At 68.4% G+C, this 21,338-nt stretch carries 18 protein-coding genes and 1 riboswitch; of the genes, 6 read left to right on the forward strand and 12 right to left on the reverse strand.

What is annotated here, in order from left to right; genetic code table 11:
• Positions 1 to 31 precede the first annotated feature (31 nt).
• Complete coding sequence (locus tag JNUCC0626_RS39070) at positions 32 to 1,081, reverse strand: hypothetical protein (protein WP_394615681.1); 1,050 nt, start codon at positions 1,079 to 1,081, stop codon at positions 32 to 34.
• A 508-nt stretch (positions 1,082 to 1,589) separates the two neighbouring features.
• Here JNUCC0626_RS39070 and JNUCC0626_RS39075 point away from each other — a divergent pair.
• The gene (locus JNUCC0626_RS39075) at positions 1,590 to 2,807 is read left to right on the forward strand and encodes an IS110 family transposase (RefSeq protein ID WP_394621944.1); all 1,218 of its coding nucleotides are present in this window, start codon (positions 1,590 to 1,592) and stop codon (positions 2,805 to 2,807) included.
• Between the two features lie 170 nt (positions 2,808 to 2,977).
• Here JNUCC0626_RS39075 and JNUCC0626_RS39080 read toward each other — a convergent pair whose 3' ends face one another.
• From JNUCC0626_RS39080 to JNUCC0626_RS39100, 5 genes are read right to left on the reverse strand one after another with little or no spacing between them, the layout of a single operon-like run.
• Positions 2,978 to 6,727 (reverse strand): ABC transporter ATP-binding protein, encoded by a 3,750-nt coding sequence (locus JNUCC0626_RS39080; RefSeq protein ID WP_394615682.1) that lies wholly within the window; start codon positions 6,725 to 6,727, stop codon positions 2,978 to 2,980.
• A gap of 26 nt (positions 6,728 to 6,753) precedes the next feature.
• Positions 6,754 to 7,629, reverse strand: coding sequence for a hypothetical protein (locus JNUCC0626_RS39085; protein ID WP_394615683.1), 876 nt, complete (start codon positions 7,627 to 7,629; stop codon positions 6,754 to 6,756).
• Positions 7,626 to 8,573 carry an ABC transporter ATP-binding protein gene (locus JNUCC0626_RS39090; RefSeq protein ID WP_394615684.1) on the reverse strand — a complete coding sequence of 316 codons (948 nt, stop codon included), beginning with the start codon at positions 8,571 to 8,573 and terminating at the stop codon, positions 7,626 to 7,628. Before JNUCC0626_RS39090 ends, JNUCC0626_RS39085 begins: the two co-directional genes overlap by 4 nt.
• Before the next feature lie 22 nt (positions 8,574 to 8,595).
• On the reverse strand, positions 8,596 to 9,033 hold the full coding sequence (locus JNUCC0626_RS39095) for a hypothetical protein (RefSeq protein WP_394615685.1): 438 nt from the start codon (positions 9,031 to 9,033) through the stop codon (positions 8,596 to 8,598).
• On the reverse strand, positions 9,033 to 9,215 hold the full coding sequence (locus JNUCC0626_RS39100) for a hypothetical protein (RefSeq protein WP_045312139.1): 183 nt from the start codon (positions 9,213 to 9,215) through the stop codon (positions 9,033 to 9,035). The genes JNUCC0626_RS39095 and JNUCC0626_RS39100 overlap by 1 nt, the downstream gene beginning before the upstream one ends.
• Before the next feature lie 452 nt (positions 9,216 to 9,667).
• Here JNUCC0626_RS39100 and JNUCC0626_RS39105 point away from each other — a divergent pair, with 452 nt between their 5' ends.
• Both JNUCC0626_RS39105 and JNUCC0626_RS39110 read left to right on the forward strand, forming a co-directional pair.
• The gene (locus JNUCC0626_RS39105) at positions 9,668 to 11,116 is read left to right on the forward strand and encodes an MFS transporter (protein ID WP_394615686.1); all 1,449 of its coding nucleotides are present in this window, start codon (positions 9,668 to 9,670) and stop codon (positions 11,114 to 11,116) included.
• A 9-nt stretch (positions 11,117 to 11,125) separates the two neighbouring features.
• Positions 11,126 to 11,806: a TetR/AcrR family transcriptional regulator gene (locus JNUCC0626_RS39110; RefSeq protein ID WP_394615687.1), complete on the forward strand. Its 681-nt coding sequence runs from the start codon at positions 11,126 to 11,128 to the stop codon at positions 11,804 to 11,806.
• A 70-nt stretch (positions 11,807 to 11,876) separates the two neighbouring features.
• On the opposite strand, the gene ald is transcribed toward JNUCC0626_RS39110, so the two are convergent.
• On the reverse strand, positions 11,877 to 12,989 hold the full coding sequence (gene ald / locus JNUCC0626_RS39115; protein WP_394615688.1) for an alanine dehydrogenase: 1,113 nt from the start codon (positions 12,987 to 12,989) through the stop codon (positions 11,877 to 11,879).
• 224 nt (positions 12,990 to 13,213) lie between these two features.
• A riboswitch (glycine riboswitch) is annotated at positions 13,214 to 13,307 on the forward strand.
• A 62-nt stretch (positions 13,308 to 13,369) separates the two neighbouring features.
• On the opposite strand from ald, the gene gcvH reads away from it, so the two are divergent.
• Entirely contained in the window at positions 13,370 to 13,753 is a 384-nt protein-coding gene (gene gcvH, locus JNUCC0626_RS39120) for a glycine cleavage system protein GcvH (RefSeq protein WP_394615689.1), read from the forward strand.
• Positions 13,754 to 13,785: 32 nt separating this feature from the next.
• The gene (locus JNUCC0626_RS39125; protein WP_394615690.1) at positions 13,786 to 15,150 is read left to right on the forward strand and encodes an L-serine ammonia-lyase; all 1,365 of its coding nucleotides are present in this window, start codon (positions 13,786 to 13,788) and stop codon (positions 15,148 to 15,150) included.
• On the opposite strand, the gene JNUCC0626_RS39130 is transcribed toward JNUCC0626_RS39125, so the two are convergent.
• The 4 genes from JNUCC0626_RS39130 to JNUCC0626_RS39145 form a co-directional block, all read right to left on the reverse strand.
• The gene (locus tag JNUCC0626_RS39130; RefSeq protein WP_394615691.1) at positions 15,137 to 15,754 is read right to left on the reverse strand and encodes a hypothetical protein; all 618 of its coding nucleotides are present in this window, start codon (positions 15,752 to 15,754) and stop codon (positions 15,137 to 15,139) included. The genes JNUCC0626_RS39125 and JNUCC0626_RS39130 overlap by 14 nt on opposite strands.
• Positions 15,755 to 15,793: 39 nt before the next feature.
• Positions 15,794 to 16,147, reverse strand: coding sequence for a winged helix-turn-helix transcriptional regulator (locus tag JNUCC0626_RS39135; RefSeq protein WP_394615692.1), 354 nt, complete (start codon positions 16,145 to 16,147; stop codon positions 15,794 to 15,796).
• Positions 16,148 to 16,226: 79 nt separating this feature from the next.
• Positions 16,227 to 17,816 carry a TROVE domain-containing protein gene (locus JNUCC0626_RS39140; RefSeq protein WP_394615693.1) on the reverse strand — a complete coding sequence of 530 codons (1,590 nt, stop codon included), beginning with the start codon at positions 17,814 to 17,816 and terminating at the stop codon, positions 16,227 to 16,229.
• 505 nt (positions 17,817 to 18,321) lie between these two features.
• Positions 18,322 to 18,972 carry a TVP38/TMEM64 family protein gene (locus JNUCC0626_RS39145; protein ID WP_394615694.1) on the reverse strand — a complete coding sequence of 217 codons (651 nt, stop codon included), beginning with the start codon at positions 18,970 to 18,972 and terminating at the stop codon, positions 18,322 to 18,324.
• A 70-nt stretch (positions 18,973 to 19,042) separates the two neighbouring features.
• Here JNUCC0626_RS39145 and JNUCC0626_RS39150 point away from each other — a divergent pair, with 70 nt between their 5' ends.
• Entirely contained in the window at positions 19,043 to 19,447 is a 405-nt protein-coding gene (locus JNUCC0626_RS39150) for a hypothetical protein (RefSeq protein WP_394615695.1), read from the forward strand.
• On the opposite strand, the gene JNUCC0626_RS39155 is transcribed toward JNUCC0626_RS39150, so the two are convergent.
• On the reverse strand, positions 19,444 to 21,324 hold the full coding sequence (locus JNUCC0626_RS39155; protein WP_394615696.1) for an ABC1 kinase family protein: 1,881 nt from the start codon (positions 21,322 to 21,324) through the stop codon (positions 19,444 to 19,446). The genes JNUCC0626_RS39150 and JNUCC0626_RS39155 overlap by 4 nt on opposite strands.
• Positions 21,325 to 21,338: the final 14 nt, after the last annotated feature.

Raw genomic sequence — 21,338 nt, forward strand, 5'->3', positions numbered from 1 at the left:
TGTCTGTTCGTTCACGTGGATCTTCGCTTGTTCATGCCAGTGAACCGCGCAGCGAGCTCGTCATCGCCTGGACGAAGCGGGTGCGGATGTCGTCGGTGGTGCGGTCCAGCGACAGGTACGGGTTGAGGTCCTCCAGTTCGACCAGGAGCAGGTCGCCGGACTGGGTGCGGCAGGCGTCGACCCGTTGGATGCCGTGGGGGAGGGCGTTCCAGGCGATGAACTTCTGGGCGAATTCCAGGTCCGTGCGGGACGGGGTGTAGAGGGTCAGGTCCCATCGCTTCGTCGGGTCTGGGGCGTGCAGGGCGTACTGGAAGTCTTGGTCGACGAAGTAGAACGAGACCTCGTAGCGGAAATCGATCTTGGGTTGGATGAGGGTGTCGCCTGGGGAGTCAGCCGGTGATTCGGTTGGGGACTCAGTTGGGGACTCGGCGCTGGATTTTGTCGAGGATTTCGTCGGCGGCTTCGAGGTTCCGAGAGTGGATTCGCGGTTTTCCAGGCTTTGTCTGGTGTGGAACTCCAGGCCGTGGGAGTCGGCGCCGGCCTTCGGCTTGACCACGTAGGTCAGGGCTTCCGGGCCGGTGGGGTTCGACAGCGGGGTCGGCAGGTGGTCGGCCAGGGTGTCCAGGTCCGCCAGCGTGTCGATGGTGGGGATCACCGGGTAGCCCGCGTTCGTCAGGTCGATCAGGTACTGCTTGCCGACCATGTCCGCCTTGCCGGTCAGCGGGTTGTAGACGCGTTGGCCCGTGGAGTTGGCGGTGGCGCGGAAGGTGGCGTAGGCGGTCGGGTAGTCGATTACCGGGCCGCTGTTTCTCACCACGACTGTGTCGTAGGCGTGCATCAGGGCTGTGGCGTCTTCTGGGTGGGTTATGGCCAGGTCGAAGTGCTGTCTCAGGTTTGAGGTCAGGTAGATGTCTTCGTCGCAGTAGCGGCGGCCTTTGGCCGGGTAGGCGAGGTTGGAGACGTACAGGATGGTGGGGCGGGGCATCGTCGGCTCCTTCTGGTCTGGCTTTCGGTGGCTTCGTTCTGTCACCTTTTGGTGGTGGTTGCGTTGGGGTGAAAAGACTTTCGACGGACGGGTCATTTCATCGCCGCTTCGCGACGATAGAGATTGGGGCTTGACTTCGGGGCCCTTGCGAGGCGCTGGTCGGACCGGAAAGGCCGGGCTGAAAGCGCCCGGCCGAGCCACGAGTGGTAGCACCTCGCACCCAAAGTCAAGCCCCAATCTCGTTGGTGCGTGGCTGGGTTTGTGCTGGTACGTCACCTCACCCGCTGCACGTGTGGCCTGAGAGGGACGGCTCGCCTTCGGCATTGCGTAGCTCGGGTGCGCGTTGAGCCAAGAAACTCAAGGGCGCCTCGCCTAATGAGTGGTGGGCCGGTCGTCTGGCAGGCTCGGTGTGGTGGCGCTGGTGGGTGAGTACTTGTCTCGCCTGGACGTGTGAGTCCTTGCCGAAGATCGTGCCCCCGCTGGTGTCGGGAGAACGTGATCGCTGCTGGGATGTCGTGCCCGCCGGTGGGTGTGAGCACTGTTCATTAGGTCGCTGATTGTTCTCCCGCCGCTGTGGAACGGGTGTCGACGGGAGGACGCGATGCTGCTGTTGGTGGGCGATGACTGGGCCGAGGATCACCATGATGTCGAGCTGATGGACGCCGGCGGGCGCAGGCTCGCGAAGGCGCGGTTGCCTGAGGGTGTGGCCGGGATGGCCCGGTTACACGCGTTGATCGCCGAGCACGCCGGTGATGCCGAGGTCGAGGATGTGCGGGTGCGGGTCGGGATCGAGACCGATCGGGGTCCGTGGGTGGTCGCGCTGGTTGCCGCGGGCTATGAGGTGTTCGCGGTGAATCCGTTGTCGGTGGCGCGGTTCCGGGACCGGCACGCGGTCTCGGGTGCGAAAAGCGACGCGGGGGACGCGCATGTGCTGGCGGACATGGTCCGCACCGACGCCCACCAGCTCAGGCCGGTCGCGGGTGACTCGGCCGGGGTCGAGGGGATCAAGGTCGTCGCCAGGGTGCACAAGACGCTGATCTGGGATCGCACCCGTCACACGCTGCGGTTGCGGCACTCGTTGCGGGAGTACTTCCCGGCCGCGCTGGCCGCGTTCACCGATCTGGACGCGCCGGACACGCTGGAGCTGCTGGGCCGGGCACCGGACCCGGACACCGCGAAAAGCCTGTCGTTCAACCAGATCCGCGGCGCTCTCGATCGGGCCCGTCGTCGCGACGCCGACGTCAAGGCCGCCGAGATCCAGGCCGCGCTGCGCACAGAGCACCTCGGCCAGCCGCCGGTGGTGACCGCCGCCTACGCGGCGACCACCCGCGCCACCATCGCGATCCTCGCCACGCTGGCCGAGCAGATCACCGGTCTGCAGGGCGAGGTCGAGGCCCATTTTGGCCGGCACCCGGACGCTGAGATCGTGCTGTCCCAACCAGGGATCGGCGTGGTGATCGGTGCTCGGGTGCTGGCCGAGTTCGGAGACGACCCCGCCCGCTATGCCAGCGCGAAAGCCCGCAAGAACTACGCCGGCACCAGCCCGCTCACCATCGCCTCCGGCCGCAAACGCACCGTCACGGCCCGGCACGTCCACAACGACCGGCTCATCGACGCCCTGATCGCCCAAGCCTTCGTCGCCATGCGCGTCAGCCCTGGCGCCCGCGCCTACTACCAGCGACAACGCACACGCGGCCTCGGCCACAACGCCGCATTACGCCACCTCGCCAACCGCCTGGTCGGCATCCTGCACGGCTGCCTCAAAACCCGCACCCACTACAACGAAACCACCGCCTGGCCACACCACACCGCCGCCGCTTGACACCCCAGCAACTGGGATGTCTTCGGCTTCGTTCTCCTCAAGCCATTGGTTGCCTCGCGCTCGGCTACCTCGTGCCTGGTTGCCTTGAGTTCGGCTGCTTTGCGCTCGGTTGCCTTGAGTTCGGGTGCCTTGAGTTCGGCGGTGGCTGCCGCGCGGTCCGGTGGCCTGGGTCAGGTGGTGGCCGGTTCTGGGGTGTCGCCGTGGTGCCATAAGCGGGCGTAGGTGCCGTTGGTCGACAAGAGGTGGGTGTGGGTGCCCTCCTCGATTATTTGGCCGTTGGCCAGGACCAGGATTCGGTCTGCCTTTGCTGCTGTGGCTAAGCGGTGGGCCACTACGAAGGTGGTTCTGGGGCCCGTCAGGTGGTCGCTGGCTGCCAGCACTGCCGACTCTGTGGCTGGGTCCAGGGCTGCTGTGGCCTCGTCCAGGAGGAGCAGGTCTGGGTTCACCAGTTCTGCTCTTGCTAGGGCCACTAGTTGGCGTTGGCCTGCTGAGAGGTGGTTGCCTCGTTCGCCTGCTTCGTGGCGGAAGCCGTTTTGGAGGGTGGCCACCATTGCCAAGGCGCCTACTGATTCGGTGGCCTGTTGGATTTCTTGGTCTGTTGCTGTTGGGCGGCCGTAGGCGATGTTGGTGGCTATGTCGGTGCCGAAGAGGTGGGCCTCCTGGGGGACTACGCCCAGTCGTTGGCGGTAGGCGGAGAGGTCGTAGGTCTTGATGTCCTTGTTGTCGACCAGGACTGTGCCTTCTGTGGCGTCGTAGAAGCGGGCTATCAGCTTCACCAGGGTGGATTTGCCTGCGCCTGTTTCGCCTACCAGGGCCACCGTTTCGCCTGCTGGTACGTGCAGGGTGATGTTCTTCAGGGCCGGGGTTTCTGCTCCTGTGTAGGTGAAGCTCACGTTGCGGAGCTCTACCTCGCCCTTGAGGTGGGGCGGGACCGGGATCGGGTTTTGTGGTGGTTCCACTGTGCTCGGGGTGCGGAGCAGGTCGCCGATTCTGCGGAGGCCCACCCTGGCTTGTTGGTAGCCGTCGAAGACGCCCGAGAGTTGTTGGATCGGGCTGAAGAACAGGCCCAGGTACAGGAGGAACGCCAGTAGTACGCCTGGGGTCAGGCTGCCGGTGGCCACTCGGTGTGCGCCTACGGCCAGCACCACTGCTTGGGCTACGCCCGAGAGCATTGCCACGAACGGGAAGTAGGTGGCGATGTAGCGCTGGGCCCGCAGGCGGGAGCGGCGGTAGGCGTCGCTGCGTTCGGCGAAGGCTTCGGCTGAGCGGCGTTCTCTGGTGTAGGCCTGGGAGGTTCGGAGGCCCGAGACGTTTTCCTGGAGGTCGGCGTTGACCGCGCTGACGCGCTCTCTTGCTTCTGCGTAGGCGGTGGAGGAGAGGCGTTGGAAGATCACCGTGGCGATGGCCAGGATCGGGAGCACCGAGAGCGCTATCAGGGCCAGGGACGGGTCGGTGAACACCAGGGCCGCGGTGATGCCCACCACGGTGATCAGGCTGATCACTGCTGTTACGAGGCCTGTTTGCAGGAACGTGGAGAGGGCGTCCACGTCTGTGGTCATCCTCGTCATGATGCGGCCCGCCATCTCGCGCTCGTAGTAGTCGAGGCCGAGGCGTTGGAGGTGGGCGTAGCTGCGGACCCTGAGCAGGTAGAGGAGGCGTTCGCCCAGGCGGGCGGCGTAGATCGTGCTGCCTGCCGTGGTCAGCCAGCCGATCGCCACCAGGCCGATGCCCAGGCCCACGGCCAGCCAGACGACCGATTCGGCGTTGCCGACCACGCCGCCGTCGATGCCCAGGCGGACCAAGGACGGCATGCCCATGCCCACCAGGGCGTCGAGCACCACAAGCGCTGCCACTCCGGCCAGGGCCCAGCGGACCGGGGCCAGGAGGCGGGCCAGGCGGAAGGTCGGGTCCGGGGCCCTCGGGTCTTCGCCGTGCAGGACCGGGGTTTCGGTGGCCGGTGGGAGCTTGCGGACCTGGGCCAGCAACTCCGGGGTGGGTGGGCCGCCTGCCAGCGCCGCCATTCCGGCGCCCGGGCCGCCGCCACCTCCTCCTGCGACGCGGCGGCCGGCGGTGGCCGGAGTTGAAGTTTTGGCTTCGGCTATCAGGCGTTCGTCCCGGTCGGCCTGGGTGATCGTCGGCCACAGGGTGCCGGTCGCGGCGGGGGTGGTGGACTCGATCGCCTCGCCAGGGCCCGCCAGCAGGTCTCGGTAGAGGGCGCAGCGGGTGATCAGTTCGGCGTGGGTACCGATGTCGATCACCTTGCCCGCGTCCAGGACGGCGATGCGGTCGGCCAGGGACAGGGTTGATCTGCGGTGCGCCACCAGGAGGGTGGTGCGATGTGCGGTGACCGACGCCAGCGTTGCGTGGATCGCTGCCTCGGTGGCGTTGTCGACGGCTGAGGTGGCGTCGTCGAGCACCAGGATTCTCGGGTCGGACAGCAGGGCTCTGGCGAGGGCCACTCGTTGGCGTTGGCCGCCGGACAGGGTCAGGCCCCGTTCGCCCACCACCGTGTCGTAGCCCTGGGGGAGGGCCTCGACGAAGTCGTGGGCCTCCGCCGCCTTCGCCGCTCGCTCCACCTCGGCGCGGGAGGCGTCCGGGTTGCCGTAGGCGATGTTGGAGAAGATGGTGTCGGAGAAGAGGAACGCCTCTTCGAACACGACGCCGATCGCGCCGCGCAACGATTCCAGGGTCAGGGTGCGCACGTCCGCGTCGCCCACGGTGACCGCACCCGCGTGCACGTCGTAGAAGCGGGGCAGCAGCAGGGAGACCGTCGACTTGCCGGAACCCGCGGTGCCCACCAGGGCCAGGGTTTCGCCGGGCGCCACCGAGATCGTGAAGTCCTTCAGGACCGGTTCGCTGCGGGCGTAGCCGAAGCTCACGTTCGAGAAGGAGATGCCCAGCGGGCCGGGCGGCACCTCGTCCGGGCCGTCCTGCACGTCCGGCTGCGAGTCGATCAGTTCGTAGACGCGCTCGACGCCCGCCCTGGCGAGTTGCGCGGACACCATCAGGCTCGACAGCAGGCGGGTCGGGCCCACCAGGTTCGCCACGTACGTCGTGAAGGCGAGGAACGTGCCGAGCGTGACCTGGCCGTGCAGCGCCAGCCAGCCGCCCAGACCCAGCACCGCGACCTGGCCGAGCAACGGCAGCGCCGTCACCGTGGCCAGCGGCTTCGAGGACAGCCGGGCGGCCCGCATCCGTTCCGCGAACAGGAACTTCGCGTGCTTCTCCAGCCGCGCGACCTCACGGGCCTCCTGGCCGAAGCCCTTCACCACGCGCACGCCGGTGACGGTCTCCTCGACGTGCTGCGCCAGATCGGCCGCGCGCTGCTGCGCCGACCAGGTGGCCGGGAACAACGTCAGCCGGGTGCGGCCCGCGAGCCACGCCACCAGCGGCAGCACGATCACCGCGATGATCGTCAGCGGGATCGACAGGTAGATCATCGCCGCCAGCGCGGCCACCGCGAACACCACCGTGCCCACGGCCAGCGGCGCCATCATCAGCAACGACTGCACCAACTGCAGGTCGGTGATCGAGCGCGACACGATCTGGCCGGTGCGCAGCTCGTCCTGCTTCGCGCCGTCCAGCCGCTGCACCGCGGAGAACACGCCCAGCCTCAGATCGTGTTGCACGCCCAACGCCAGCCGGCCGCCCAGATAGCGCCGCAAGAACGCCGACCCGAACGTCAGCAGCTCCAGCACGATCAACGCCACCATCAACGGCCACAGCCGATCGGTGCGGCCGCCCGTCGAGTCGTCGATCGCCGTCTTGAGCAGCAACGGACCTGCCGCCTGAAGACCCACGCCGACGACCGCGGCGAGCACCGACAGCACCACCAGGCGGGGGTGCTGCCAGCACGCGGCGGCAAGTCGGCGGATCCAGCCCTTCGTCACGGAACCCACAGTACGGTCGGGGTCCGACATAAAATTGTGATGTCAGAAACCGCAGGTCAGGTGATGTCTTTCTGGGTCATGCGGGCCCAGCCGCCGCCGAATGCGGCCGCGACCCAGACGACGAAGATGATCCCGGACAGCCACCACGCCTGCGCGCCACCGCCACCCGCGATGATCCGCAGGAAGTCGATGCCCTCCTCCGGCACGACCCCGGCCTTGGCCATGAACAGGTCGACCACGACCGAGCCGGTGATCCCGTTCACCGACCCGTTCGGCAGGAACCCGAAGACCGTCTCCGGCGTGCCCGAGAGCCGCAGTCCGAACTGCACGGCGTTCTCCAGCACCAGGAAGTACATGATCAGCAGCACGACCACGCCCGCCGCGTTCGGCAGCAGCGCGCCCAGGCCGACGCCGAACATCGTCATCAGGATCGACGCCAGCACGCACGCCAGCGCGAGCATCGCCCAGTCGCCCACGCCCGGCATCTGGCCGGAACCGCTCGTGAGCACCACACCGAGCGCCACGGCCGCGATGGTCGCGATGCCGTAGATCGCGCCCCAGAGCGCGTAGACCAGCAGCTTCGCCAGCATCGCCTGCGCGCGGTTCTGCGCCGTCAGGAACGTCGTGGTGATCGTCCGCGTGCCGATCTCGTTCGCGACCGCCATCGCCCCGAACACCAGCGGGAACAACGTGACGATGTTGATCGTCCGGCCGATCCCCAGCAACGAGAACTTCCACTGGTCCGGCGTCACCCCGAGCACGTCGGAGATCTCCTCGGCCTCCGCGGACGTGGTGAACTCGATCATCAGCTGGCCGAAGCCGCCGGACAGCAGCCCGCCGCCCAGCGCCACCAGCACCGTCGGGATCAGCAGACCCCACCACAGGCCCGTGGTCGTGATCTTGCGGAGCTCCGCCTGCACGAGGCCGTTCACCGGTTCCACCCCTGCTGGTACGGCGCCGGCACGTGCCCGGCGTACTGGCCACTGGTGAGCCGGAAGAAGAGCTGTTCGAGGTCGACCTGCTCCTCCTGGATCCCGTAGATAGACACGCCCGCGCGCAACGCGCAGTCCGCGACGTGCTTCGAGTCCACCCCGGACACCGCGAGCCGTCCGTCCGGCAGCTGTTCGATCGAGGTGATCCCGTCCGCCTGCAACGCGCCCGCGAGCGCGGCGACGTCCGACGGCTGCACGAGCACGCGCCGTTGTTGTTGCTGGCGAAGCTGTTCCAACGGCCCGTAGTAGACGGTCTGCCCGCGCGAGACGATCACGACCTGGTCGACGGTCTGCTCGACCTCGGCCAGCAGGTGGCTGGAGATCAGCACCGTGCGGCCCATGCGCGCGAACGACTGCAGGAAGTTGCGCAGCCACGCGATGCCCTCGGGGTCGAGGCCGTTCGCCGGCTCGTCGAGCACCAGCACCTGCGGATCGCCGAGCAACGCCGTGGCGACCGCGAGCCGTTGCTTCATGCCGAGCGAGAACCCGCCGACGGCTCGGTCGGCGGCGGACCCGAGGCCGACCAGGGTGAGCACCTGGTCGGCCTGCGCGTCCGGCACGCCGATCGCCGCCGTGTAGACCCGGAGGTGGTTGCGCGCGGTGCGGCGCGGGTGGAATCCCTGCGCCTCCAGCACCGCGCCGACCACGCGCCCGGGCTGGCCGAGCTGGTGGAACGGTCGTCCGTTGATCGTCGCCGTGCCGGCGGTGGGCCGCACGAGACCGAGCAGCATCCGCAGGGTCGTCGTCTTGCCCGCGCCGTTCGGGCCGAGGAAGCCCGTCACGCTGCCGGGTGACACGGTGAAGCTCAGGTTCTGCACAGCGGCCACGGGACCGAAGTGCTTGGTCAGGTTCTGGACCGCTATGAGGCCGCTGCCGTCATGCATGCGGCCCATCCTGCCTGAACGATCAGTCCGGCAAGGCGTGCTTGGGACGGGACACGACGGGCGCGCGGTGCACGACCGACGGTTCCGCCGCCACGACTGGCAGCTCGGTCGTCAGCTCCGCAGGGGTCTCCTCCGGCACTTCGATAACACCTGATCGAGTGAAGGGGTTGCGCAACGGCCGCCGCCGTTCGCGGTGCGGCAGCCCTTCGCCGATGAGGTGCTGGTGCGCCATGTTCCAGACCTGGCAAGGCCACCGGCGACGACGCAGCCAGCCGGGACAGGCCTTGCAGCGGCCGTCCTCGTCGGGTTGGTGCACCGTCAGCAGCAGGCGCCAGCCGTCCGCGAGGCGGTGGATCTCCGCGCGGGCCAACGGGACCAGTGCCTCGGCTTCTCCGTGCTCGGCGACTTTGTCCAGCAGTGCCAGGCGTTGCAGCACCGCGTCGCGCAGGGTCTCGTCCATCACATCTTCGCCGTGGCCTGGTCGAGCAAAGAGCCCAGCCGACGCGTCTGAGTGGCGGACATCACAGCGGTCTCGCCAGGAGGCGTGACCAGCAGGACCCGGTCGTTCTCCACCAGCACGGTCATCGATCTGTCGCGACCGAACGGGTCGTGGCAGTGGATCCATCCCTGTGGTTCAGCCATGGAATCTCCCTTCGAGGGACACCCGACTCCGTCTTCATCGGCCGAACCCCCTGCTCGCCGCACCGCGCGACCCGGAATTCACTCGTTTGCTGGACGGGCCGGACACGGGCAGTGGTCCACTCGGGGAAACTTTTGGGTCGCGTTTCGGCGGGGGTGCTGGGCGCGCGCCGCCAAGGCCCGCTATATTTGGTGACGGCGGCCCCGCTCCCAGTGACCCCCAGGCTGGTTGAGCGCGGCCGCCCTTTACGTGGCGGGCTCCGGTGCTCATTGGTCTTCGACCAATTTCGCCGGAGCCCGCAGTGCTAGTCGGGGGACACCCCCGCACCCCCGGGCCTTCCTTGAAACTCCTTCGCTTCTGTAGCGACCTCTTCGTTCTGTCCTGAGCGTAAAAGGCTTGCGCCCAGCGGTCTCGTACGCTGTAAGTTCCTCGTACACCGTAAGGGGGAGGAACGATGACTTCGACGACCGAGAAGGCCGTGGTGCACCCGCACCCGCAACGCTGGGCCGTGCTCGGCGTGCTGTGCCTGTCCGTGATGGTCGTGGTGCTCGACAACACCGTGCTGAACGTGGCGATCCCGTCGATCTCCACCGGCTTGGACGCGAGCACCGCCGACATCCAGTGGATGATCAACGCCTACTCGCTCGCGCTGGCGGGCCTGCTGCTCACGACCGGGTCGCTGAGCGACAGGTTCGGCCGCAAGCGCGCGTTGCTGGTCGGCCTGGTGCTGTTCGGCACGGGCAGCGCGGTCGCGGCCTACGCGGGCTCGTCCGAGGCGTTGATCGCGGCCCGCGGGTTCATGGGGATCGGCGCCGCGGTGCTGATGCCGGGCACGCTGGCCGTGCTCATGCAGTTGTTCGACGACAAGGAACGCCCGAAGGCCATCGGCATCTGGGCCGCCGTCACGTCGCTTGGCTTCGCGGCCGGGCCGGTGATCGGCGGCGCGCTGATCAAGCACTTCTGGTGGGGCTCGGTGTTCCTGATCAACGTGCCGGTGGCGCTGCTCGCGATCGCGGCCGTCGCGTTCCTGGTGCCGGAGTCCAAGGACCCGACCGTGCGCAGGCCCGATGTCCTCGGCTCGATCCTGTCGATCATCGGCATGGTGTCGATCGTGTACGCGGTGATCGAGGTGCCGGAGCACGGCTTCGGCTCGGCCGAGTTCGGCGTGCCGGTGGCGATCGGGATCGTCACCATGACCGGGTTCGCGTTGTGGGAACGGCACACCGCCGACCCGATGCTCGATCTCGGGTTCTTCCGGAACCGGCGGTTCACCGGCGCGGTGGCGTCGGGCGTGCTGGCGGCGTTCGGCATGGCGGGCTCGCTCTTCCTGCTGACGCAACACCTTCAGGGCGTGCTGGGGTACAGCCCGTTGGAGGCCGGGGTGCGCGTGGCACCGATGGCGGTCGCGTTGCTCATCACCAGCAACACGTTGGGGCAGCTCGTGATGAAGCTCGGCGCGGGCCGGGCGATGTTGCTGGGCATGACGATCGTCGCGGGCGGCGTGCTGCTGCTCTCGATCGGCGACACCTACCCGCCGACGCTCGCCGGACTGGTGCTCATCGGCGTCGGAGTCGGTGTGTCGCAACCCGTTGCGGTCAACGCCCTGATGGGGTCGATCCCGCCGGAACGCGCCGGCATCGCGTCCGGGCTGTCGGGCACGTTGACGGAACTGGGCTCCTCGTTCGGCATCGCCGTGCTGGGCGCGCTGCTGTCGGCGCGGTTCGTCGCGTCACTGCCGGACGGCGTGTCGGGGCGTTCGCTGCAAGAGGCGTTGCACAGCGGTGCGGACATCACGGTCGTGCGCGAGGCGTTCTCGAACGGCATGAGCGTCAGCCTGATCATCGGCGCTGTCGCCGTGTTCCTGGGAGGTGTTGTGGCCAGCGTGCTGCTGCGACGTGCATAGGATCGCGACGTGGACAGCGTGTGGTTCAGCAAGCCCAGGCCCGGCAGCGGCCAGCCCCTCGGCCTGAGCCGGGACGCCATCGTGCGCAAGGCGATGGAGATGCTGGACGCCGACGGCCTGCAGAAGCTGTCCATGCGCAAGCTCGCGGCGGCGCTCGGCGCGGCACCCATGTCGTTGTACTGGCACGTTCCGACGAAGGACGCGCTGATCGAGCTCTGCCTCGACGAGGTCTACGGCGAGTTCACCCTGCCCGATCCCGAGACCGACTGGGAGATCGCGGTGCGCGCGTTGATGCACGAACTGCGTCAGCTCGCGCTGAAGCACCCGTGGTGGATCCGCGGGATCGGGCAGTTCAACACCATCGGCCCGAACGCGGTGGCCTACGCGGACGCCATGTTCGGGCCGATGCTGCGCGCCGGTCTGTCCACCGTGGTCGCCGCCCAGTCGATCTCCACGGTGGGCAGCTACGTCAACGGGTACGCGGTCGCGGAGGTCAACTTCGTCGGGCGCGGCGGGATGGACTCGCCGCCGCCGGACATGGGCAAGATCGCCGACCTCTACCGCGACAAGCACCCCAGGTACGTCGCGATGCTGGACGAACCCGAGGTGTGGACGCTGGACGGGCAGTTCGAGTTCGGGCTGGACTGCGTGATCGACGGCATCAAGGCGCGCGTCGCCGCCCTCAGATAGGCGAAACCCCCGCAGCGATTGACGCGTGCGGGGGCCTCATTCATTCAGTTGGCATTCATCTGGTCGGCTTTCAGACCACGGACTCCAGCGGCGTGTGCGCGAGGCCGGTCGCCTCGGCCACCGGGCCGTTGGTGAGCTGCCCGGCGTGCACGTTCAGGCCCAGGGCGAGCGAACGGTCGTCCTTCAGCGCCTTCTCCCAGCCCTTGTCGGCCAGCGCGACGGCGTACGGCAGCGTCACGTTGGTCAGCGCGTAGGTCGAGGTGCGCGGCACGGCGCCCGGCATGTTCGCCACGCAGTAGAAGACCGAGTTGTGGACCTCGTAGGTCGGCTCGGCGTGCGTGGTGGGACGCGAGTCCTCGAAGCAACCGCCCTGGTCGATCGCGATGTCGACGAGCACGGAGCCCGGCTTCATGTCGGCGACCAGCGCGTTCGACACGAGCTTCGGCGCGGCGGCACCGGGGACGAGCACGGCGCCGATGACCAGGTCGGCCTCGCGGACGGCCTGCTCGACGGAGAACGCGTTGGACGCGAGCGTGCGCAGACGGCCCTGGAACTGGGCGTCGATCTGGCGCAGGCGGTCGACGTTGGTGTCGAGGATCTGCACGTCCGCGCCCATGCCGACGGCGATGGTGGCCGCGTTGACGCCCGCCACGCCGCCGCCGATCACGACCACGCGGGCCGGGGCGACACCGGGGACGCCGCCGGGCAGCACGCCGCGGCCGCCGGAGGGCTTCATCAGGCTGAACGCGCCGACCTGCGGGGCGAGGCGGCCCGCGACCTCGGACATCGGGGCGAGCAGCGGCAGCGCGCGGTTCGGCAGCTGCACGGTCTCGTAGGCGATGGCCGTGGTGCCGGACGCCAGCAGCGCCTCGGTCAGCGGCTTGTCGGCGGCGAGGTGCAGATACGTGAAGAGGGTCTGGCCGGCGCGCAGACGGGGGTACTCCTCGGCGATCGGCTCCTTGACCTTGAGCACCAGGTCGCCCTCGGCCCACACGTCGTCGGCGGTCGCGAGGATCTTGGCGCCCGCGGCGAGGTACTCCTCGTCCGTGATCGCGGAACCGAGACCGGCACCCTGCTCGACGTAGACGTCGTGGCCGCGGCTGGTCAGCTCGTGCGCACCGGCAGGGGTGAGAGCGACGCGGTACTCGTGGTTCTTGATCTCGCGGGGAACAGCGATCCGCACGATGACTCCTCCGTTCGGTGGCCGACATCTCATAATGTGGGCCAGTCACAAGGTCATGTCACTGTGCTGATCGCACTATCCGGTAACCCTCCGGTTGTTCAGTTAGGACAGAGCGACCTGAGTGTTGTTCGCGTTCCACTTGACGTTCCCGCGTTGACACTCGGCGGGGGCCGCACATAGCGTTCGCGCCGAGAACTGAACACCGGCCGCGGCGCGCGAGCGCCAGAACCCGCGTGGGAGAGACCTCGACGAACGCAGTCGGGGCGCCGAAGGGGCAAGCTCCCGCACACTCTCAGGCAGCAAGACCACTCGGGGTAGGCAACTCTGCACGGCGGAGGGGGCGCTAGTTGTCCTGACCCGTCACAGCCAGAGGAGTCGCCGTGGAGTTCCCCGAGAACCTGCTCTACACCGTCGAACACGAGTGGGTCGACTGGACGCCGGGCACCCAGGACCCGCTGACCTGCGGAATCACCGCGTACGCCGCCGACGCGCTCGGCGACATCGTCTACGTGCAGCTGCCCGAGGTCGGTGCCAAGGTCGTCACCAACTCCGTCTGCGGTGAGCTCGAGTCCACCAAGTCCGTCAGCGACCTGTTCTCGCCCGTCACCGGGGAGATCATCGAGGTCAACGACGCCGTCGTGCAGGACCCGGCGATCGTGAACAACGACCCGTACGGCGAGGGCTGGCTGTTCAAGGTCCGCGTCGAGTCGGCCGAGAACCTGCTCACGGCGGCCAAGTACGCCGAGCTCACCAAGACCGACTGACTCCGCTCCGCCCCACCACGAAGGACTGATCAGTGGCGATCAGCGTTTTCGACCTGTTCTCCGTCGGCATCGGACCGTCCAGCTCCCACACGGTCGGCCCGATGCGCGCGGCCGCGATGTTCGTCGACAAGCTCGGCCCTCAGTTGTCCACTGTGGACCGCGTGCACGTCCAGCTGTTCGGGTCGCTCGGCGCGACCGGCCACGGCCACGGCAGCCCGAAGGCCGTGTTCCTCGGCCTGGAGGGCAACCTCCCCGAGGAGGTCGACCCCTCCGTCGCCGCCGAACGCGTCGAGGAGATCATCTCCAGTGGACGGCTGAGGCTCGGCGGGACGCACGAGATCGCGTTCACCCACGACCGCGACCTCGTCATGCACCGCCGCAAGTCACTCCCGTTGCACCCCAACGGGATGAGCTTCGAGGCGTTCGCGGACGGCAAGTCGGTCGAGCACGCCGTCTACTACTCGATCGGCGGCGGGTTCGTCGTCGACGAGAACGCGTCGGGCACCGACCGGATCAAGCCGGACACCACCCCGTTGCCGCACCCGTTCCTGACCGGCGACCAACTCCTCGCGCGCTGCCGCGAGACCGGCCTGTCGATCAGCGAGATCATGATGGCCAACGAGCTGTCGTGGCGCACGGAAACCGAGATCCGCGAAGGACTTCTGCACATCTGGCACGTCATGCAGGAGTGCGTCGAACGCGGCTGCACCGAACACGGCACGCTGCCCGGCGGCCTGAAGGTCCGCCGCCGCGCCGCCGAGATGCGCAAGCGTCTGGAGAGCGAACACTTCGTCACCGACCCGTTGCGGGTCATGGACTGGGTGACTCTCTTCGCGTTGGCGGTCAACGAGGAGAACGCGGCTGGTGGCCGTGTCGTCACGGCGCCGACCAACGGCGCGGCGGGCATCGTTCCGGCGGTTCTGCACTACTACACGAAGTTCGTGCCGGGTGCTTCCGACGACGGTGTCGTCCGGTTCTTGTTGACGGCGGGCGCTATCGGCGTGCTGTTCAAGGAGAACGCGTCGATCTCCGGTGCCGAGGTCGGCTGCCAGGGTGAGGTCGGGTCGGCCTGCTCGATGGCCGCGGGTGGGCTCGCCGAGGTGCTCGGCGGCACGCCCGAACAGGTCGAGAACGCCGCCGAGATCGCCATGGAGCACAACCTCGGGTTGACGTGCGACCCGATCGGCGGCCTGGTGCAGATCCCGTGCATCGAACGCAACGCCGTCGCGTCCATCAAGGCCATCACCGCGGTGCGGATGGCGTTGCGGGGCGACGGGTCGCACTTCGTGTCACTGGACAAGGTCATCAAGACCATGCGGGACACCGGCAAGGACATGTCGGTCAAGTACAAGGAGACGGCACGCGGCGGACTCGCCGTGAACGTCATCGAGTGCTGAACTCGATCATCAAATCGATGTCCTCGAGGGTGCTCTGCGCGTTCCGGTTGTCGATTGTGGACAGCCGGGCGCGCAGCTCGTCGGACACCAGCCACTCGCGGATCGGCTTGCCGGGATCGTCCCACCACATCCAGGTGAGCAGCGGGCCGTTGTCCCGCGCGTAGTCCCAGGCGTAGGTCCCGGCGACCTCCACGACCACGTCGTCCGCGAAGGTGTCGAGGAGTCGCAGCCAGGGAGCCATGTCCTGGTCCAGCTGCGCGGCGGCTTGGAGGAGGCGGTCCAGCTCGTGCCGCCGCTCCGGATCACCGGCCACCCGCACGACGACGTCGGTGATCAGCGTGCGCAGCGCCTCCTGCTCGCCCTCGGGCCAGCTGTCGAACCGAGCCCACGGCAACCCCGCGGTGAGCTTGTTGTCGAGCTCCCGCTCCAACACCTCGACCACGCGGTACCCGAGCCTGCGCCAGGCGAGCTCGTACTCGTCGCGGTCGAAATGGCTGGTCGTCTCCCAGGCGAACTTGCGCACGATCTCGTCGGACAGCAGCACGGGATCTCGGTCGAGCGCTTCCAGCTCAGCCTCGGTCCAGCACAGCCCGCAACCCCTCATGGGATGAGCGTAGGCGGCTCGATCAAGCGAATTGGCAGGTCAGCGGGCGTCGTAAGCGGCCTGCGCGTCCAGCACCCGAGGCATCGAGGCCTCCAGGTGGCGGATCAGCGTCAGCAGCTTGTCCGCCGTCTCGCGGCCGAGCGGCGTGAGGCTGTAGTCGACGCGCGGCGGGTTCGTGTGCTGCGCCTCGCGGTGCACCAGCCCGTCCCGCTCCAGCGCCTGCAACGTCTGGGAGAGCATCTTCTCGCTGACCCCGTCGACGCGGCGGCGCAGCTCGTTGAACCGCAGCGGGCCGGCGTCGAGCGCGCTCAGCGTCAGGCTGCCCCACCGGCCGGTGACGTGCTCCAGCGTGGGACGTGACGGGCACGCCTTCGCGAACACATCGTAGTCCATGAGGCGAATTGTACCTGGTCAGAACGCTAACGGAAAGTAAGTGTGAGAGCTCTCCGCGTCAGGGGAGCTCTCACACCCGTCAGAACGGCCAGGCGGCGTTCTGACCCGCCTCGAGCAACGGGATGGACCTGAACGTCGCGTCCGTAAGACCACCGAATTCGTGTCGGTTCGCCTTGCCCGTCGCGTACGCGGCGTTCTGGTACCCGCCCAGGTTGAAGCCGTAGATCGGCACGTGCCGAGGCACGACGTCCGAGACGCCCTGTCCGAAGTGGCCGCTCATCGTCTGCATGTCCGAGATGATGAACACCCGGTCGTGCCCGCGGTACGAGCGCTTCAGCGACCCGACGATGTCGGTGCCGTGCCCGACCTCGCCGATCCGCGCGAGGAACCGATCGATCTCGCGGAGGACCGACGCGCCGCGCGGCACGTCGTGCCGGAACGTGCCGTCCGCGAACCCGACGACGTCCACCTGCTCGCCCTTCGCGCCCAACGCGACGCCGAAGACCGCGGCGGCCGTGGCCGGCGTGACCTTCGAGTGCCGCGAGAACGCGCCGCCCGTCATCGACGCCGAGGTGTCGATCAGGATCAGCGAGCGGCCCGGCAGCGCGGGCAGGTTCGCGAGCGACGCCTGCAGCGCCTGGTCCAGGGCGTGGCCCCAGCGCAGGCTCGGTGCCGCCTGGTGCGCGGACAGGAAGCGGAACGGGAACTGCCGCGAGCGCGCGACCTGGCCGGGGTCGGCCAGCCGTGCGGCGACGGCCGCAGCGACCTCGTCGGACATGCCTGCCTCGTCGAAGTTCCTGAGGTTCCGAATGAGCGCCATGTAGCCCATCGACGGTGCGAGCGCCTCCCACACCTCACGGGTCATCGGCCCCTGCAGCCACCCCGACACGGCCTCCCACGTCATCCCGGCCCCGCGCAGCACGTCGGCCGCGTCGGGACGCGAGAAGAGCGCACGGCGCTGCTCCACCGGCCACGCCATCAGCTCGCGCCGCGCGGCGATCACGCGAAGCGACGCAGGGACGGGGGCGTCGGCCGAGCGACGGTGGTCCAGCACGTACTGGAACAGGTCGCCCTGCCACGGTGCGGCGGGCGTCGGGTGGGCGAGGATCAGGACGTCGGGCATGCGGAACCCGCGGGCGTCGCTGTCCCACTTGAGGACGGCGCGCTCGTTGTACAGGCGTCCGAGGGCGTCGGAGATGCCGCGCTTGAGCGGCTTCGGGATGCGGCGGCCGTGCTGGCCGGTCCAGTAGGCGAGGAGTTCGCCCGGCTCGTCGGCGCGCTGCAGGACGGAGGCGATGACGGCGCGGTTGGTGACGCCGGTGTCGGCCTCCGCGGCGAGGCGGGCGTGGACGAACTCCGCGGCGCCGACCAGCGAGGCCGTGCGCATGTTCGCCTCGGTGCGCAGCCACTGCAGCAGGCGCGCGGTCCACTCCGGGTCTTCCAGGGCGGCCGTGCGCACGAGGTGGGCGTAGCGGTCGTCGCGGCGGCCGCTCGACTCGTAGAAGGTGTTCTCGCTGCCCATGTTCGCCACGGCGAGCAGGAACAGTTCGGACTTGGTGTCGCGCGCGTAGCCGGGTGCGCCCTCGTGGGTGACGCTCGTCGGAACCGCCGCCGTGGCGACAGGACTGGTGCCCGCCGGACGTGCGCGGAAGATGTTGAACTTCGCCATCGGCTCTTTCCCCCTCGGAACAAACAAAAGGGGAGCCCACAAACATCACACGTGTCCGAGATCAAGGTCGCGGAAGGAACGTTGCTGCTCTGCCAGGTTGAGCTACGACCGGTTTCCCGGCCGGCGGGATTCGAACCCGCAACCCGCCCATCCCGAATGGAAGTATCCCTCTGCTTCGCACCGGACACGTGTGAAGTTGTGTGCTCCCGAGATCAAACTGCAGAAGGAGTTGTGGCCCCAGTGGGCCATTCCGTGGAAGGGAAGTATCCCTCTGCTTCGCACCGGGTGCGATTTCTATGCAACCACACCGCGCCAGCGATTTAATTCTGGTCGATGTGGAGTTTTGGACGCCCGAGATCAAATCGCGGAAGGAGACTGGCCCACCTGAGCGGGCCAAAGACCGGCCGGAGCCGGTTCCAGGAGTTGAACCTAGTTATCACCGAAGTAACCCTCCGCTGCGCACCGGGCGCACTTGTAATGCAACCACACCCCGCAACGGGTTTTTCTACGGCGCCGCCTTCACGAGTCGGCGGAGCAGGTAGAAGAGGCCGACGGTGAGCAGGAATCCGACCGCGCTGATCATCACGATCTGTTCGACCGTGTCGGCCTGTGAGCCCGCGAACACGTAGGCGGTGCAAATCGGGATGGTCCCGACGAGCGTGAACGCCATGAACGTCCGGAAAGACACCCGGGACACGCCGGCGGACACCGACACCGTTTCCGCCATCATCGGGATCCCGCGCGCCACGCCGAAGAACCACGGCCCGAACTGACGGCCCCATCGCCGCATCTCGGTCAGTTCCTCGATGGTCACCACCCGGCGCACCAGCCACGGGCCCGCGAACCGCCCCAGGGCGTACCCTGCGGCAGAGGAACCCAGGGATCCGACGATCGCGAGTGCCAGCCCGAAGGGCAGGCCGAGTGCCGTTCCCGCCAGCACGATGAGCGGAGTCGACGGCACGGGCAGCAGCACGTCCACGACGAGCAGGGCGAAGATCGCCGCCGCCGCCCACATCGGGTCGATGCCGCGCACCCACGCGACGACCCCGTCGAAGTCGATGAGGTCCAGTGCCTCGAACACGATCCAGCTCAGCAGCACGAAGCCGAGCACGACGGCCGGTATCCACTTCCACCGAACGCCCGTCTCATAACTCATCGGGTGATGGTCGCCCACGTAGATCCGCCGGACAATCCGCCAGTGGCGCAGGTTCCGCGAAGGGACACTCATGAGTGACGATCTCGTGCCTTTTCTGGGGCACTGGGTGCTCGATCCGGCACGCTCCGCATACGCCGGGGGTGATCCGCCGCGCAGCGGGCACCACGACCTGAGGCTCGACGGCGACCGCCTCATCGTCTCGATCGAGGGCGTGCTGGGGTCCGGTGACCCGATCCGCACCGGGTACACATTGGACCTCTGGCAGGACACGCCGATGAGCGTCGGCAAGGTCGACCGGGTGCGCACGGTCGTGGAACCACGCCGGTTCTGCACGATCGCGTACGCGGGCGCGCAAGCGGTTGCGCGGTCGTGGCGGATCCTCGGGCACCTCAACGAGATGACGATCGTCCAGTCCGCACCGGACCAGTTCGGCGTCTGGCGTGACGACGTTTCGGTCTACCGCAGGCAGTTCTAAGAGGAACGCGGCCTGAACACCGTGACAACCACGCGCAAACCCAGCAGCACGCTGATGATCAGCAGGTTGTAGCCGAACACCTGGTACAGACCGATGTCGGCCGCCACCTGAGGTCCGCTGGACGAACCGAGCAGCAGCACCGCCATCACGCCCGCCGTCGCGCCCAGGACGGTCAGCATCACCTGGTGCAGCAGGCCGGTGATGAACGACCTGTCGCGTTCGTCCGCGAACAGCCGCATCGACATGCTCAGCCGGCCTTGTTCGAGAGCCCCGGTGATCCGGTCGACCCGCCGAGGCAGCCGCCGCAGCATCGGCAGCACGGCCTGCAACTCCTCGGCCATCGTCGCCTGCACCGACTCCGGCGTGAGCCGTTCGGAGATCTGCTCGGCGGCGAACGAGCGGGACTCCACGACGATGTTGAACCCCGGCGCGAGCACCGCCAGCGTGCCCTCCAGTGTCGCCAGGGCCCGGAACACGGCCGCGATCTCCGGCGGGATGCTCAGCCCGAACCGCGACACGATCAGGAACAGGTCGCCGAACATCTCCACGTCCGGCCGCATGCCCGCGCCGAGGTGCCGGGCCATGAACTGCCCCAGCGCGCGTTCCAGCCGCTGCTCGTCGATGTCCTCCGGCCGTGAGGTCAGCTCCAGCAACGCGTCGGTGAGCCCGGCCGGGTCGCTGCGGTCGATCGCGAGCAGCAGCCGTTGCAACGCCGAACGCAGCGCGGAGTCGATCCGCCCGACCGAACCGAAGTCGAGCAGCCCGAGCCGTCCGTCGGCGAGCAGCAGCACGTTGCCGGGGTGTGGGTCGGCGTGGAAGACGCCGTCCAGCATCACCTGGCGCAGCACGAACCGCAGCAACGTCCTGGCGAGCCCCACGTCTTCCGAGGCGCCGCGCAACGGCACGCCGTCGAGCCGGTCCATCACGAGCACGCGCGACGTCGACAGGTGGACGTGCGGCAGCCCGACGGACGCGTCGGACGCCGCCGCCACGGCCGTGATGTTGCGTGCCTCGATCTTGAAGTCGAGTTCCTCGCGCAACGCCGCCGCGAACCCCGCCGCGAGGTCGCGCACGCCGAGCGCCGACCCCCACCGCGTGCGCTGCAACGTCTCCGCGAGCCGCGAAACGATGTCCAGATCGCCCTCGGCCGTTGCCCGCACGTCCGGCCGTTGCACCTTCACGACCACCTCGGCGCCGGACTTCAGCACGGCTCGGTGCACCTGCGCGATCGACGCGGCCGCCAGCGGTTCGGGGTCGACCTCGCGGAACGCGTCGAGCCCGACCTCGGCGTCGAGCACCGCCCGCACCTGCTCCCACTTCGCCGCCGGGACCTTGTCCTGCAGCAGGCTGAGCTCCTCGACGAAGTCCTCCGGCAGCAGGTCGGCCCGCGTCGACAGCACCTGGCCGAGCTTCACGAACGTCACGCCCGCGTCCTGCAGGGCGAGCCGCAACGACCGCGCGAGGCCCGTCGACGTCCGCTCACGGCCGCGCAGGTAGGGGCCGAGGCCGTGCCGGAACGCGATCGCGGTGATCCGCGAGTACCGCCGGGTCCGCTTGATCCGGCGGCGCGCCATGCCCCACCACTCCGTCGGCGGCGGGATCGCCCCGGTCGGCACGATGATCTCCGCGAACGCCAGCAGGGCGATCACGGCGAGGATCGAAATTCCGAGCTGGAGCGTCACCAGACCCGCGGACGGCTCCGCGGTGGTCTCGCCGAACGCGCTCTGGGCGACCGACATCGCGAGCAGGCACGCCAGCGCCGTGCGGATCAACCCGATGCGCAGGCCCAGGATGCGCCGCGCCGCCAGGGCCATGCCCAGGACCAGCAGCAGGAACGTGATCGGGAAGCCGATCGTGTAGACGAGGAAGTCCCCCATGATCGAAGCCTAGG

The sequence above is a fragment of the Lentzea sp. JNUCC 0626 genome (assembly GCF_043632865.1).
Taxonomy (GTDB): Bacteria; Actinomycetota; Actinomycetes; order Mycobacteriales; family Pseudonocardiaceae; genus Lentzea.

Bases quoted from the DNA above. Each gene is read 5' to 3' on its own strand.
- JNUCC0626_RS39105 (WP_394615686.1), top strand. From the start codon at position 9,668: ATGACTTCGACGACCGAGAAGGCCGTGGTGCACCCGCACCCGCAACGC.
- JNUCC0626_RS39135 (WP_394615692.1), bottom strand. From the start codon at position 16,147: ATGGACTACGATGTGTTCGCGAAGGCGTGCCCGTCACGTCCCACGCTG.
- JNUCC0626_RS39150 (WP_394615695.1), top strand. From the start codon at position 19,043: ATGAGTGACGATCTCGTGCCTTTTCTGGGGCACTGGGTGCTCGATCCG.
- JNUCC0626_RS39130 (WP_394615691.1), bottom strand. From the start codon at position 15,754: ATGAGGGGTTGCGGGCTGTGCTGGACCGAGGCTGAGCTGGAAGCGCTC.
- JNUCC0626_RS39090 (WP_394615684.1), bottom strand. From the start codon at position 8,573: ATGCATGACGGCAGCGGCCTCATAGCGGTCCAGAACCTGACCAAGCAC.
- JNUCC0626_RS39140 (WP_394615693.1), bottom strand. From the start codon at position 17,816: ATGGCGAAGTTCAACATCTTCCGCGCACGTCCGGCGGGCACCAGTCCT.
- JNUCC0626_RS39155 (WP_394615696.1), bottom strand. From the start codon at position 21,324: ATGGGGGACTTCCTCGTCTACACGATCGGCTTCCCGATCACGTTCCTG.
- JNUCC0626_RS39145 (WP_394615694.1), bottom strand. From the start codon at position 18,972: ATGAGTTATGAGACGGGCGTTCGGTGGAAGTGGATACCGGCCGTCGTG.
- JNUCC0626_RS39070 (WP_394615681.1), bottom strand. From the start codon at position 1,081: ATGACCCGTCCGTCGAAAGTCTTTTCACCCCAACGCAACCACCACCAA.
- JNUCC0626_RS39100 (WP_045312139.1), bottom strand. From the start codon at position 9,215: ATGGCTGAACCACAGGGATGGATCCACTGCCACGACCCGTTCGGTCGC.
- JNUCC0626_RS39095 (WP_394615685.1), bottom strand. From the start codon at position 9,033: ATGGACGAGACCCTGCGCGACGCGGTGCTGCAACGCCTGGCACTGCTG.
- JNUCC0626_RS39080 (WP_394615682.1), bottom strand. From the start codon at position 6,727: ATGTCGGACCCCGACCGTACTGTGGGTTCCGTGACGAAGGGCTGGATC.